Source organism: Microcoleus sp. A003_D6 (genome assembly GCF_036702825.1).
Lineage (GTDB): Bacteria > Cyanobacteriota > Cyanobacteriia > Cyanobacteriales > Microcoleaceae > Microcoleus.
In genome coordinates this window covers 1-14699 of record NZ_JAUBWA010000148.1, presented here as the reverse complement: position 1 = coordinate 14699, position 14699 = coordinate 1, and the positions used below count along the sequence as shown (strand labels likewise).

Annotated in this window: 12 protein-coding genes; 4 read left to right on the top strand and 8 right to left on the bottom strand. The window is 46.5% G+C overall.

Annotated elements, in window-relative coordinates; translation table 11 throughout:
* Positions 1–163: 163 nt before the first annotated feature.
* Positions 164–2053: an ATP-binding protein gene (locus tag QUB70_RS28010; RefSeq protein WP_332984833.1), complete on the bottom strand. Its 1890-nt coding sequence runs from the start codon at positions 2051–2053 to the stop codon at positions 164–166.
* Positions 2054–2453: 400 nt separating this feature from the next.
* On the opposite strand from QUB70_RS28010, the gene QUB70_RS28005 reads away from it, so the two are divergent.
* Together QUB70_RS28005 and QUB70_RS28000 are read left to right on the top strand one after the other, a co-directional pair.
* Entirely contained in the window at positions 2454–3173 is a 720-nt protein-coding gene (locus QUB70_RS28005) for a response regulator (RefSeq protein ID WP_172190274.1), read from the top strand.
* Between the two features lie 484 nt (positions 3174–3657).
* A complete protein-coding gene (locus QUB70_RS28000) occupies positions 3658–5310 on the top strand; it encodes an alpha-amylase family glycosyl hydrolase (RefSeq protein ID WP_332984831.1) in 1653 nt (550 codons plus the stop codon).
* Positions 5311–5514: 204 nt separating this feature from the next.
* On the opposite strand, the gene QUB70_RS27995 is transcribed toward QUB70_RS28000, so the two are convergent.
* The 3 genes from QUB70_RS27995 to QUB70_RS27985 form a co-directional block, all read right to left on the bottom strand.
* Positions 5515–8163, bottom strand: coding sequence for a bifunctional diguanylate cyclase/phosphodiesterase (locus QUB70_RS27995; RefSeq protein ID WP_442927841.1), 2649 nt, complete (start codon positions 8161–8163; stop codon positions 5515–5517).
* A 93-nt stretch (positions 8164–8256) separates the two neighbouring features.
* A complete protein-coding gene (locus tag QUB70_RS27990) occupies positions 8257–8433 on the bottom strand; it encodes a hypothetical protein (protein WP_332984827.1) in 177 nt (58 codons plus the stop codon).
* Between the two features lie 133 nt (positions 8434–8566).
* The gene (locus QUB70_RS27985; RefSeq protein ID WP_332984826.1) at positions 8567–9367 is read right to left on the bottom strand and encodes a DUF2267 domain-containing protein; all 801 of its coding nucleotides are present in this window, start codon (positions 9365–9367) and stop codon (positions 8567–8569) included.
* 571 nt (positions 9368–9938) lie between these two features.
* Between QUB70_RS27985 and QUB70_RS27980 the strand changes: the two genes are divergently transcribed.
* Positions 9939–10391: a response regulator gene (locus QUB70_RS27980; RefSeq protein ID WP_332984825.1), complete on the top strand. Its 453-nt coding sequence runs from the start codon at positions 9939–9941 to the stop codon at positions 10389–10391.
* Here the strand turns inward: QUB70_RS27980 and QUB70_RS27975 are convergent.
* The 3 genes from QUB70_RS27975 to QUB70_RS27965 all read right to left on the bottom strand — a co-directional run bounded on the left by QUB70_RS27975 (position 10382) and on the right by QUB70_RS27965 (position 12076).
* The gene (locus QUB70_RS27975; protein WP_332984823.1) at positions 10382–10615 is read right to left on the bottom strand and encodes a Na-translocating system protein MpsC family protein; all 234 of its coding nucleotides are present in this window, start codon (positions 10613–10615) and stop codon (positions 10382–10384) included. The genes QUB70_RS27980 and QUB70_RS27975 overlap by 10 nt on opposite strands.
* Before the next feature lie 749 nt (positions 10616–11364).
* Positions 11365–11742 (bottom strand): BON domain-containing protein, encoded by a 378-nt coding sequence (locus tag QUB70_RS27970; protein ID WP_332984821.1) that lies wholly within the window; start codon positions 11740–11742, stop codon positions 11365–11367.
* A 199-nt stretch (positions 11743–11941) separates the two neighbouring features.
* A complete protein-coding gene (locus tag QUB70_RS27965; RefSeq protein WP_332984820.1) occupies positions 11942–12076 on the bottom strand; it encodes a hypothetical protein in 135 nt (44 codons plus the stop codon).
* Between the two features lie 1025 nt (positions 12077–13101).
* Between QUB70_RS27965 and QUB70_RS27960 the strand changes: the two genes are divergently transcribed.
* Positions 13102–13350: a hypothetical protein gene (locus tag QUB70_RS27960; RefSeq protein ID WP_332984818.1), complete on the top strand. Its 249-nt coding sequence runs from the start codon at positions 13102–13104 to the stop codon at positions 13348–13350.
* 104 nt (positions 13351–13454) lie between these two features.
* On the opposite strand, the gene QUB70_RS27955 is transcribed toward QUB70_RS27960, so the two are convergent.
* Complete coding sequence (locus QUB70_RS27955; RefSeq protein ID WP_332984816.1) at positions 13455–14300, bottom strand: cyanophycinase; 846 nt, start codon at positions 14298–14300, stop codon at positions 13455–13457.
* Positions 14301–14699: the final 399 nt, after the last annotated feature.

Below are 14699 nucleotides of genomic sequence, written 5' to 3'. Positions count from 1 at the left end.
AGATGCCCATTCCACAAGAAAAAAAATTTTGTGGGATGGGCCGGAGAGCCCGTCCTAGTTATTTTTGCAAGAGGTCTCTTCTATCCTTGACATCCGTTACATCCGAAGAAATCGAATCCGTTGCCGAACTTCTTTCTGCTATCAATATCAAAAATGTTTGAAGTCAGGAATTGAGCTTGTTATGGTGAATTTTTCGCGGGAATTCGATCCGAAATGTTGAACCTTTTTCGAGTTGACTTTCGACCGTGATTGTGCCGTTCATCATCTTGACTAAATAGGCGCTAATAGCTAATCCTAAACCGGTGCCTGGATATTGGCGGGTTGTGGTTTGGTCTGCTTGGCGGAATTGGTCGAAAATGTGGGGTAGCTGGGTTTCACAGATGCCGATTCCTGTGTCCCGAACGGTGATAATTAGCCGATCGCACTTTAATTCCCGCACCTCAATGGAAATGCTGCCCTGATGCGTGAATTTAACCGCGTTGGAAATGAGATTGACCAAAACTTGTCGCAGGCGCAACTTGTCATTAACTACCAACCGATCCTGCAAGCACGCGCTGACGGACAATGCTACATTCTTGTCAGTGGCTTGATTTCCAAACTCCCGGGTGGCATCGATTACTAAATCCGCTAAATCAAATTTTTCAGTTTCTAATTGTGTGCGGCCGCTCTCGATTTTGGAGAGGTCGAGGATATCATTAATCAGCACTAGCAGGTTTTTGCCGTTATTTAAAATGCGCACCACCATGTCTGTTTGCTGGGCACTCAGCAGTTGTTTGTGCTGGCGCAGCAGCAATTGGGAAAAGCCGATAATCGAATTCATGGGAGTTCGCAATTCGTGGGACATGATGCCCAAAAATTGCGATTTTAACTTGGCTGCTTCTAGCAGTTGCAATTTTTGCTGTTGAATGCGCCGCCCCTGATTTTCCAGTTCTTCCTGCTGGCGAATTAGCAGCTCGTTTTGCAAGTCTAAAAGCTGTTCCTGCTTTTTTAATTTTTCGATCGCCCGCACGCTGTTAATAGCGATCGCAGCTTGTTTTGCCATCACCGCCAGCAGTTGCACAGAGTCCCCGTCAATAGCCGTGCTGTCTTTCCCGTTGCCGATCGCCAACACGCCCAAACGCCCGCTTTCCCCCGACTCGATCGCCGCTGCACAGGCCGCCGCCGGAACCGAGCCGCCGGACTCAGACCGCCACAGTACAGGCTCTCCCGTCGCAAATGCTTTCCACAGCAGCTTGTCTTGGACGTGCGGAGTTTTGCCCGGAGCAAAGTTTTGGGTGCCCCCGACAGCGCTGAGTTTGAGGCCGCTGCGATCGCTCTGGGGGAGCGCAACCAGGCAAAATTCAGCTCCTGCGATCGCCTCGACAGTCGCGTCCGCTATGGCTTGCAACAACTGGCGCAAGTTACCCGCGCGCTGGCTCAACACATTTATAAATCGCTCCATCGCCTGTAAATCCTGCCCAGCGTCCATTACCGTCCGGGCTTCGCACAAATTTTCTGCTCTGAAGTTAGCTTCCGAACACGCTTGATGGCGCCAAAATTCTGGTTCTGCTTGGTGCTCGGCTTGAGTGTTTTCGATCGTGTCCATATCTCTGTAGGTTCCCACCCACTCCAAAACTTCGTGATTGTCTGAGTTAACGGGCGCTCCTCTGGCCAAGTTCCAGCGGTAAGTGCCCTCTCGCGTCCGCAGGCGAAATAGAAATTCGTAACTTTCCGGTGGGAACTCAGAAGTGCGCGATGGTGCCGGGCCCTCGCCCGTGCTACGCGCCAACAGACGAGGGCGGTCTTCTGGGTGGACGCACGCCAGATACCCGAAACCCAAAGCTGCTGCTGCTGGTACCCCCGTGTACTCCTCCCAGCGCTGACATAAATAAGTCACGCAGCCGTCGGCATTTGCTTTCCAAACTATGTCAGGAATTGTGTCCAACAGGCGATCGTCCTGAGTTTCGCGGTCGCCAACTTGCTGTAGGGGGGATGTTATTTCACATACTTTGTGTAATATTTCCGCGTCGGAAAACTCCAATCGAAAAGAGTTATTGCCGTGATAGTGAGTCATAACAGGTTTTATCAATAAGCATCGAACTTGATCCCTAACACCGGTTAAAGACTCGTGCTGCTAGCTTTATTGATTTGACGTACCAATGTGCATCAAAAAATTTTATACTTTAAATTTATCTGGGTACTGGTATCATTACCTCTATCAAGGGGCGGACAATGGCATAATTCAGTTAAACTGTTAAAACATCTTCGAGCTTACCTCTGGGGAGGAAAGCTCGTGCAGGCGATCGCCGCAAAATAACTTGAAAATTAACTTGCTTTCTTGGCGACTGCATGAGTATGCTTGAAAAAGATGTGCGGCCTGTCAAACCCTAAATCAGGACACCTTCTCAAATTTACTCAGTTGGGCTGAGTCAATTGACGATATTTTTAAAGTTTACTGGACTATTGGAAAAAAGATGAGTAAAATTCGCGTTGCTTTGATAGAAGACCACGACCTGACAAGAGTCGGCATCCGCACAGCTTTACAACAGCGTGACACGATAGAAGTTGTCGGCGATGCAGCTAACGCTACAGAGGGATTGAAACTGCTTCAGTCTTCAAAACCTGACGTGGCAATCGTAGACATTGGCTTGCCCGATTTTGACGGCATTGAATTGACACAAAAGTTCAAAAAATCCGTAGCGGAGTCCGATCCGGATACCAAAATTTTGATTTTAACTTTTCAGGACAATGAAGAAGAAGTTCTGGCAGCTTTTGCCGCCGGAGCTGACTCTTACTGCATGAAAGATATCAGCTTCGATCAGTTGTTGGATGTAGTAAAAGTAACTCACGAAGGTAACTCTTGGATCGACCCGGCGATCGCCCGCATCGTTTTGAAACAAGCTCGCACTAAGGAGTCAGCGCCGGAAGAACCGAAGGCTGAGGGCAAAAGAGTCACAATTAAGGCCGCAGAACCCGAGTTCAGTCACATCATTGAGACTTACCCTTTAACCGAGCGGGAATTAGAGGTTTTGGAACTGATCGTGCAGGGTTACAGCAATGCTGCAATAGCCGAAAAGCTTTACATTACTGTCGGTACAGTCAAGACTCACGTCCGCAATATTCTCAACAAGCTGTGCGCTGACGATCGCACTCAGGCGGCCGTTCTCGCCCTGCGTTCTGGCTTGGTTGGATGAAGCATTATCATCAGGCAAAATCAAGTTAAAAGTAGGGTGCGCTGCGCGCACCTTACGGCCACTGATTTAGGGTGTGCAGTGCACACCGACTGACTAATTGTTACCAAAAAATTAGGGTAGGCAGTCTGCACCAGCCGAGGAATAGTTTCTTGTTAAAAAAAGGGTAAACTTTAAAGCCGCATCTATCCCAGTACAGATATTTTTTTAATCTTTTAACAAGGAAATCTACCTTAAGATAGATGCTAAAAAACTATCTAATTACTAATACTTATTGTTGAGCGCTCCCCAGTTAGATAAATTTCGCTCGCACTGCCAATATTGCGCGATATCACTTCATAAAAGGCGCAGGCAGAGGCAAGAATAACATACTTTTAGGAATAGTTAAGCCTTAAAGAAATTATATCCGCAGAGCGATGCTGAGTCCGGTTAAATTTGCAAAATTAAAAGTATCAACTGCTACTGAAATATTTTAGAAAGAGGTATTATGGCTGCTCCAATTGAATTCAAGTTATTTGCTCCCTACAACAAAGGAGCTGCCTTGATTGGCTCTTTTTCTAATTGGGAAGAGATTCCGATGGAAAAGGACGAAGAAGGTTATTTCCGCACGCGAGTTGAGTTGGAGGATGGCGTTTATCAATACAAATTTCGCGTTCAGTCGAAAAGCTGGTTTCTGGAAGCAGATCGGTGGGTAGATGTGGTCGATCCCTACGCGACTGACATCGACGATCCTACTCAAAACGGTCTTGTTCGGATCAAAGATGGCGATCGCATTGTCGATACCTACGTGTGGCAGCACGACGACAAACCGCTGCCGGCCGATCGGGAATTAGTGATTTACGAAATGCACGTTGCCGACTTTTCCGGCGGCGAAGCAGACCCGCTGGCCCGCGGCAAGTACAAGCACGTCGTCGAAAAACTCGATTACCTAGTCGAACTCGGCATCAACGCGATCGAACTCATGCCCCTCAAAGAATACCCGGGCGACTACAGTTGGGGCTACAACCCCCGCTACTTCTTCGCTGCCGAGTCCAGCTACGGAACCACAGAAGAACTCAAAAACCTGATAGACGAGTGTCACGGGCGCGGGATTCGCGTCATCATGGACGGGATTTACAACCACTCGGAAGCGTCGAGCCCCCTCACTCAAATCGATCACGATTATTGGTATCACCACGAACCCCGCGATCCAGACAACAATTGGGGCCCGGAATTTAACTACGAATTCTACGACGAAAACTTAGAAACTTTCCCCGCACGCAGATTTGCTGGCGATACAGTCCGCTTCTGGATTCAAGAATATCATCTCGACGGCATTCGTTTCGACGCAGCGCGACAAATTGCTAACTACGATTTCATGCACTGGGTCGTTCAAGAAGCCAAAAGTGTCGCCGGCCCCAAACCATTTTACGCCGTTGCCGAATACATTCCCGACGAGCCCAGCATCACGAATTTAGACGGGCCGATGGACGGCTGCTGGCACGACAGTTTCTATCACTCCATAATTCCACAACTCTGCGGCGACAATTTTGATTTAGAACAGCTCAAAGATGTGATTGACTGCAAGCGGCAAGGTTACTTGGGTGCTACGAATGTAGTGAATTATCTGACCAATCACGACCACGATCGCCTTTTTGCCGAATTGGGTTCGCGCGGGATTTTGGATGAAGCAGCATTCAAGCGAGCGAAGTTGGGAACGGTGGTGTTAATGACAGCAGTTGGCGTACCGCTGATTTGGATGGGCGAAGAATTTGGCGAATACAAAGCCAAAACAATCGAGCAAGCTAAAATTGACTGGACGCTGCTAGGAAATGACATGAATAAAGGTTTGTGGGAATACTACAAAGGCTTGATTCACCTGCGCAAAAATAACCAAGCACTTTACACAGAAAACATCGAGTTTTTCCACGAAGACCCCGACTCGAAAGTTTTTGCTTACACTCGCTGGAACGATGAAGGTTCGAGAGTTGTAGTAGTGGTGAATTGGTCGGAAAATTATCTAGCTGGTTACAGCGTTCCCCACTTCCCGGCAAACGGAATTTGGCACGAATGGACGGGCAATTATGATATTGAATCGGGCGATCATAATATTATGATCGACTTGCCGGAATACGAAGCCAAAGTGTTTGTCTGGCAGTAAGTTGTCCGATCGCGCCCGCTCGAACGACAATCAAACCAGATCAGACTTGCGTTGCACAGGCGTTAATTTTTAGTTAGGTACGTTGTTGCGCTTCAGCGCTCTTTCATCTCTAAAAGAGCGCTGAAGCGCAACAACGTACCTTTATTTAATGTTACTTGCGAGGAAGTTTCTTTTTTACACGCACCCTACCGATATTTCTCGTTGTTAAGTTAAACTCCTTATTTCCCCAGGTTGATTTTCTAGGCACAATTGGGTTGCCGCAGCCACCGGTATTGGTTTGCTAAAAAAGTAACCCTGACCCATATCGCAATGCAGCGACTGCAAAAATGCCAACTGTTCTGCTGTTTCCACTCCCTCAGCAATCACCTGTAAATTCAGGCCCTGTCCCAAGGCGATCGCCAGTTTCACAATAGTAGCGCCGCTGCTGCCCTCCTGCAAATCTGCCACGAAGGATTTGTCTATTTTTAAATTATTGAGCGGAAAGTTTTTCAGAGACCACAGCGAAGAATAACCGGTGCCAAAATCGTCCAGAGAAATGTGAATTCCCATTTGCTGCAACTGCCGCAATACCGACACTGTAAAATTCACATCTGTCATCGCAATGCTCTCGGTAATTTCTATTTCTAAATACTCGGGATTTAACTCGGTTTCTGACAAAATTTCCGCGATGGTTTGTACCGTGTTAGGTTGCAGAAACTGGCGGGCTGATAAATTCACAGCTATCCGCATCGGCGGCAATCCCAGTAACTGCCACGCTCGATTCTGCAAGCAAGCAGTCCGCATCACCCATTCGTCCATTTGGCAGATTAATCCTGTTTCCTCAGCTAAGGGAATAAATCGATCGGGAGCAATCAAACCGCGTTCGGGATGCTGCCAGCGAATCAGAGCTTCCATGCCGACAATTTGGCCTGTATTTAAGTTGATTTGCGGTTGATAGTGCAGCACAAACTCGGATTTTTTCAGAGCTCTGTAAAGATGATTTTCTAAGTTAAGTTCCTCGGAAACTTTACTGCCGATCGCCCGCGTGTAAAACTGATAATTATTCCGCCCTTTCTGTTTAGCTTTGTACATCGCAGCATCAGCATTTTTCAGCAAAGTTTCTGCATCTTCTCCGTCGTAAGGAGCCAAAGCAATTCCCAAGCTAGCTTTAGTATAAAGTTCTAAACCGTCAAAATCAAAAGGACTGCTTAAACTCTGGATAATTAGCTTGCAAATTTTAGTTGCTTCATCAGGGCTGTTGATATTGTACAGCAGCACAGTAAATTCATCCCCGCCCCAACGGGCAATCGAATCCCCCACGCGCAAACAGTTAGTCAAACGCCGAGATACACCTTGCAGCAACAAATCGCCCGCTGGATGGCCGAGAGTATCGTTAACATTTTTAAATCTGTCCAAATCTAGAAATATCACCGCCAGCATTTCTGCGTTTTGGTGAGCGTTAGCTAAAGCTAAAGACAGCCTTTCATTAAACAGCAATCTATTAGGTAAACCGGTTAATTGGTCGTGAGAAGCTTGATGTCGGATCATCGCCTCGACGCGCCGCTGCATTGCAGCCATGTACAGGTGAGTGCCTAAAGATTTTGCTAGCTTCTGTTCGTCGCTGCTCCACTGTTGGGCTTGGGCGGTTTTGATTTCTTTCCAAGCTGCAAAAGACTGTCGGGGGCGATCGATCCGGGCGTCGGAACTGGTACGGCCCGCCCACAAAATTTCGGTTTCTATGGCGCTGCGAAAAACGGTGAGACAGCCGATGCACTGTTGGCGGTATTGCAGCGGTACTGCCAAAAATGACCGAAGGTCAGCTGCGATAAAATTTGCAGATAAAGATTTGAGTTCAGGTTCTTTAGAAATATCGGAAATCGCGTACAAGTGCGGTACGATCAAACTGGAAATATTTTTATCAATTGAACTGTAATGCTGGGAATATAGACTTTGAAAAATACCTAATTGGCTGGTATTATCAGCAGTTTTTGCTCGATCGTCTTGGTTGGCACACCCCATGATCTGCTGCCAAAACGGGCTGAGTTCCAGGTCGATGTCCGTGGGCTGCTGGCCGCAGGTATAAAGTTTAGCCGGCAGATCGCCAAACTCGGCTGCAATGTACAGTCGCCCTCCCGAACCGCGCAAATGCTTGACAGTTTGTTCGAGAACTGCTTGCCGAATTTCGGTTAGTTCCAGAGGAGAGTGCAGCAAACTGCTAATTTGGTTGACAACAGCTTCGTCGTGCGCTTGCGCTTTAGCTTGACTCAGCAGAAAGGATTGGGCGATCGCAATTGAAAGTTGATCGACAAGCAACTGCACCATTTTCAATTCTCGATCGCTAAACCGTTTCGGTTGGCTGTGGTGAGAGACTAACAGCCCCCAAAGCTGATTTTGATGCAAAATCGGCACCGTCAGAGAAGAAAGCGCCCCCAAAGCCTTAAGATATTCAGCGTGACAGGATTCTACAGGACAATAGCGAATATCTTCAACTGCTAAAGTTTTGCCGGTTTCGGGACAATCTAACCGATTAATTGTTTGATACTTCAATTCCACATCTACAATCACTCGCTGCCGGGCTTTGAGCAACATTTCGCGAGAACTGTTGGGAATGTCGCTTGCTGGAAAGCGCAAACCAAGCAGAGATGGCAAGCTGTCGCCGTTGGTGGACTCAGCAATTACCTCGCCGCTACCGTCAGCCCCAAAACGATAAACTTTTACACGATCGGTCCCTAAAAAGCTGCGAATTTCTCGTGCCGTTGTCGTCAAGATTTCTTGCAGTTCTAACGAGTTGCGGATGCGATTGGTAATTCGATTGAGTAAAATTTCTTGTTCTAGAGTCGATCGTAACATTTGTCTAACTTTTGTGCGGGCCATCTCTTTAGAGCTCCAGGGCTGTTGACAGCATTTTTGCGAGCCACTGTTTTAACTCGCCCTGTATTATAGATTACAACATTTTCGCCACATCTATTAATATTTACCCACCCACGCAGCGAGAAACTTGGTTTCTAGGGATATTTCTGGTTGTTCGACAAATTTCGGTGAGAAACCCGGTTTCTCACCGCATTTACAAGGCAAGGAAGGAGCGATCGAACCAGTAGTGAGGACGAAAGTCCGATCGAGTTCGATCGGGACTTTCGCCCTCACTACAAATTAATTACAGAGCTACCACACAATAGGTATAGAAAAACCGAGTTGACGAAACAGCATTCTGACTCAAAAGCGGAGAATGCGAGTTCGTCAACCCGGCTTGTAAGTATTTATACCCGGAAATATTGCGTTAAGCCGACTCCCAAATTCCCCGAATTCTGTCGGGCAAAAAGCCCGCTATTTCCTGAATTCGTTCCTCGGACAACTCATCCTTTGTTGCTGAAAATACACCGGCGATCGCAGTTTCCGGTTTGACTCCCGAAGGAAGTGAGCCTTCTAGTTCCACCCTCCGTGCAAACAAATTGCCATCGATCCCCACAGGTGCAGGCCCGCGCAAAGGCTGACGCACCCGGCTGAGCAATCCTACCAGCGGATTCGTATCTTTCCAGAGGTCGGCTATTTCTGTTTGCAGGGTTTTGTCCTCCGTCGGTAAAACTTCTTTGTGCAGTTCAGCTTCCACGCGATCGCTGGCTTCTGTTGTCATCACATCGCGCATGATCCGGTACACCACTTCAGTAATGTCCCGCGCATCAAAAATATCCTCCATGTTACCGTTTACCATCACTTTTTCCAAAAACGGCATATCCTTAGAGGCGATCGGAACTGCTGACCCTTCTTGATGCAGGGACTTCGGAGGATTCGTCTCCATTTTCTGCAACAGTTTGCGACCTTTTTGGGTTAAATCAGCTTCTTGAAATGCCACTAAAGGCGGCAATAACTCAGACCCTCCGTAAGGCTCCCCGCTAAACTCCGCTTTGATAAATTCCCTTTGGTTGAGGTAGTCCAAATGACCCAGCAATTCCGCTTCCGGCACATCACGACCGACATACTCTTCGGCTGCATTCCTAATTTCCGACTCTCCCCTGCCTTGGGCGCTACCAATCTGTTTGAGCAAAATGTAAGTCAGGTCGTCTCTGATTGCAATTGTCATCCAAACCTCCTAGGTTAATATCCGGTAAAACTCAAGTAAAAACTGATTTTTTTACTTGCTAAAATTGTGATAATTACTACTTAAAAACATTGAAGTCTAAACCAGAGCAACAAGTATCTCTCAGCAGATGGAAGTTGTGAAACTTAAGTGTCTGCGATAATCTTCCTTTAGGTAGATCCACGTAGACGAAGCCAGGTGTAATCTGGTTAGTATCCTGAAAAGCTGCCGCCACTCTTCAATGCTATTAAGCGAGGATGCTTTAGTGGTAATATTTTCCCTATTTATCGCGTGTTGCGACCAAGGCAGACGCACCTATAGCGCCTAAGTTGGTAATTTGCGCTCTCGATACATACAATTAAGCAGATGCTACGGGATGGATCGACTGCGGTCGTCTTTGCCCCTGCTTGGAACGATATTGTACAATCTGGTTATACCGGAAACTGGCCATCTGAGAGCTACAAATACGAGCCAATTTGTTTCAAGTGCCCGAGTGCCACTTGAGCCATGCCTCCGAAAAAAAATATTTCGCTCGTTTTTCGCTCGTTTTTCGCTCATTTTTCCCACGCCATTTATGTACTACCCGAATTTGATTAAGGATTTAAAATCTTCTTTAAATAGCGGTCAACCGCCGGTTGACAACCGTCCTTTAGTTTTGGCGGTTGATGACAATCACGACAACTTAGAGCTGCTGACACAAATACTCGATTTGTTCGGCTGCGAGTGCGTGAGAGCCGTTGACGGGTACGCAGCTCTTTCAGCAGCAGTCGATCGATCTCCCGACCTAATCGTACTCGACATTTGCCTGCCGGATCTAGACGGTATAGAAGTAGTAAAGCGCATCAGAAAAAACCCCGCACTGATACACATTCCGATTGTGGCTGTCACAGCATTAGCAAAAACAGAAGACCGCGATCGGATTCTCCAAGCCGGCTGCGTTGAATACCTTTCCAAACCTTTTAACATCAAGGATTTAGAAACTATTATCCGCCAGCACCTCCACTATCAGCGAGCCGTTTATGGTTGAGTTTTAGACTTAGAACTCGCATCGCGAACTTTAGGTGCAGACTCTAAAATTGCGATCGTTCCGGTGCGGCCAGTATCCAAAGTCGCATCGCTGAGCAAATCAGTCACTCCCACACCCAAAACCTCCTTTATTAAGTCTTTCAGTTGCAATTCCAGAACAGATTCTAGTTGCGATCGCACCTGCGAAGCCAAATCTTCCTGACCAAGAATTTCTTGATGGTACAAGCCCCCGCATTTATCCGTGGAATCAATCCAAAATCGAAAATCGAAAATCCTCAAGCCCCCGCATTTATCCGTGGGGTCGCCTCTAAAATCTAAAATCTAAAATCTAAAATCGATTGACCGTTCTCAGCCAATAGCATTTTCGCTCGCAATTATCAATTTATTATCCAAAAGATTGCAGAGCGCCTGACTCTTTGGTGTCCGAATAAAGAGCGATACAAAGATTGAATGCCCTGCGCGAGACTCCGTTCTAATTTTCCGCTATTAGGTTCTAAGGTTTCCTCAGTCATATTTTTTAGGTCTAGCAAGATAAGTCAAAAAAACGGTTAACAGTTAACCGTTAACCGTTATAAACCAATACGGTTCAGTTAGTGCTAACAAAGCAGATCGCGCTAGGGTTGGACACGACTGAACGAACCCTCCGTTTCACTCGGCCCAACCTTTTCGCTACAATTTTCCTTGACTGAACCGTATTGCGTTATAACTGAGATGTTGCACCATTAGACCTCTTGCAAAAATCCTTTTAATCAAATTCTGGAACGGGTTCTCCGGCCCATTCCACAAGAAAAAAAATTTTGTGGGATGGGCCCCAGAGCCCGTCCTAGTTATTTTTGCAAGAGGTCTATTCTCAATTACTTGCTCAGGAACAGGCCGGAAAGCCTGTTCCACAAGAGATAAATTTTATTGTGGAACAGGCCGGAAAGCTTTTTCTTGACAATGGTGCAAGATGTGAGTTAGAAACAACCGTCGCGCTAGCCGACAGTAACTTGATCGGTTTCCACCCCAGTTGCACCCTTAACACCTTTAGCAATTGTCACCAACTTGTTAACAATTTCCTGGTCGGGAACTGTACCTTTGAGAACCACGGTAGTACCAAGTTGAGCCACATAAACAGTCTCAATATCCGCAACATCAGGATTTGCATCGAAGGCCTGAGCCACCCGTTTAGCTAAACCGCTTTGATCGTATTCTCCATTCAATCCCATGCGTTCCGGCGGGATTGTCTGAGCGCTCGCAGCAGGTTGAGCAGGAGCTTGAGATTGAGCTACAGGTGCTTGGTAAGCAGGAGCTTGCACATTTTGTTGGTTTTCAAGTTTTTCTAAACCAAACAGTCTTTTCAGCCAGCCCATTGAGTTTGTCCTCCCAAAAAGTTTGTGTTAATTTACAGTTGGCACGTCGCCGTGCAATTGTTATTCTCAATACCAGGAATTGCGATCGCATTCCTGGACGCAAAAACCGGATTTTTCTACAAAAAAGTATCGTTCCAGCCATCCGCCCGATAGAAAAACCCGGTTGATTGAGTTTGGTGCGCCAGTCCTAAATACCAATTTAATGTTGTACGACTTCGCCGATCATCTGCCTGGAGACATAAATTATCTTGCTCTCAAACAATGCCTGCGCTGACCATTCCGGCAAATCAAACTTAAAGCATTCTTCCCCAACTTCTCCGATTTTGTCGTACATCCACTCCTGCTAAGTTCCCGCAGCCGGAAAGTTAGGAATGCAGTAATTAGATAGATAAGTATCCGAAAATTTGGCGGTCACTACAGATCGCGTTACCTCATCGCTCCAGGGGTAGTAAGCCCGCACTTTTGCTTCGGCATTTTAGTGGAAAAATTCAATATTTTTGGTGTAAAGTGCCGGCAAGTTTTCCCGCAGCCGCATCCTGTGTTTGTAGTATTCCAACAAGTGATGATTCGGTTGATTTTTCAATAAACACCATTGCAGTTTATTCGCCTGGTTGGAAGTTTTGCAAGTGGATTTTCCAAACTCTCTGATTTATAGTCCTGGACGCATTGGAGTCCAGAAACCCGGTTTGATGGACGAAGATACACAGGTTGCAACCTGCCGATTAGGTAAAAAACCTGGTGGTTGAGCTCTCGCGGAAACCCGGTTTCTTTGTCGGAGTGCGATCGCGAACTATTTAGTAAGGTGCACTGTCCGGCGCACCAGCACCCGGAGACCAGATTTACATGAAAAATGTAGTTAAAGTAACTAAAAATTATTAAGCGCTGTTTATGAAAAGTAATTTAACTTTTGATAACTAGATAAATCGTGATGAATATTTAATATATGTAACTAAAGAAACATTTTTTAGCTGATAGAGCTAATACTGTAGAAAGATGTCTTTTTAAGCGGAAAAGAGGAGGATCGGCTTGTAATAGGAAGGCAAGGAAAACCAGAAAAGTGAATGCTTTATTCAACTGGATTTTCGCGCGATCGACTTTAAGTAAAGTTTGAGCCGAGAATAGCAATGATTATTTTTGCTTATGCCTTGGCCGCACTTGTTTTATAGTCTTTCACTGGTCAACTTTCCCGAACCAAAATCAGCTTTAACGACTGCTGCTACCTCAGTAATTGGTAATCAGTGAAAATCTCATCCTTCCCTGTTACCCGTTAGATATTCCGAGCAGCGGCTCTAGGGTTCTAAAAGTTTAATTTGGGATGTTGGCGAATTACCGTTACTGTAAAACTCTGGAGTGTTAAAAATGCTAAAACAAATGTGTTGGTTGCCCAGACTCGGAGGCAATGGAGAACTGATATTGCACTTGCGTACCGAAGCCCGTCAAGCGTGGCGGCCTTATACAGCTTTTCCGCAGTTCGCTGCATCCGACTACCGGGAACCGGACGGTTCTAAGGGATGGGCAACATTTCAGAAGCTGAAAAATCAAGGGTGGAATTTAATCTCGACTGAAGAAGGGCAGCAGTCGTATTTTGACCAACAGAAAAGTGCTTGAGAAACTAGAAACCGCAGCAAAAAAAGAAGAGGATTTCACCTCTTCTTTTTTTGTGGTGGACGCAGAAACGGTTTTTTTACTCTATACTTTGTTGAAGCGGTAAGTTAGGCGATCGCCGTTTCCCTGTCTGCTGTAGTTGTTACCTTATCGAACACCGGCTGGTGAGTTTTCAAGTTAAACCGGTATCCGTGGGGGAGGATGTGCAACTTGGCGCCGCAAATCGCCAAACCCTCATCCTTCAACCGTCCATCTATATTGTCGTGGAGTTTTTCCGACTCGTCGATGATTGTTACAGCGCTTTCGCCAATAACTTCCAACTCGTCACCGCTGACTAAAATAGCTGTATTTTCGTCAATACCAAATCCCAACACGGCCGGTTGCAGCAAGAGTGCGGTAACTAAGCGTCCCAGACGACCTCGCTGAGCGAAATGCTGGTCGATGACAACTCCCGGAAGAAAACCCATTCCCGGGCCCATTGCTACCACCTCAACGCGGGGATTTGTCTCGGAGTCTCCTTCAATAATCATCATGTCTGGCATCATCGCCGCGCCGGCACTGGTGCCGCCAATGATAATCCCTTCCGAGTAGCGTTTGTGCATAGCGACGTCGAGTACGGTGTCTTTCAAGCAGTTAATAATCCGGGCTTGCTCTCCGCCGGTAAAGAATATGCCAGTAGCTTGCTGTATTGCTTCTAAATAATCTGGATTGTTGGCATCTTCGGGTTTCTGGGTGTCAATAACTCGCACATCTTCAGCGCCGAGTCGCTCAAACACTCGGATGTAATTATTTCCTACTTCTCCCGGCAGGCTTGTTGCAGCCGTCATCACTACAATGCGGGCTTTAGTGCCTCCGGCGCAGCGCAAGAATTCCCGCAGAATCTTGCAGTCCCCCTCTTTGTCTTCCGCGCCGCCAATAATGAGCAACTTTCCCTGATTTTCGTTGCTTGCCATATTATCTCCGCTTTTAATTCATTATATTTCACTAAAACATAACATTTTTATTGTCGGAAACTACCAAAAGGTATAGATAGATACAAAATAATATATGACTTCAATCAGTCCTAGACGCACAAAACTCAAGGGTTCTGGGGCTTGTTTAGCCTGGCATCGGGCTGTAACGATATTTTTGCTAAAAAAATTTAAGCCCACCTCTAACAGGATAGAGGTGGGGCAAAAAAAATGAGTTGAAATTATAGGACTTACGCACGCGGGGTCATCAATTCGGTTTCGGTTTCTGAATGGATGTTTCGCTCTTGACACTCCCCGCGCTAAAGCGACGGGGATTCTTAAGACATTTTGGTCTTAATATCCCTATTACTAGGGTTTCCGGGCGCAATCCTTTTGCCAAGA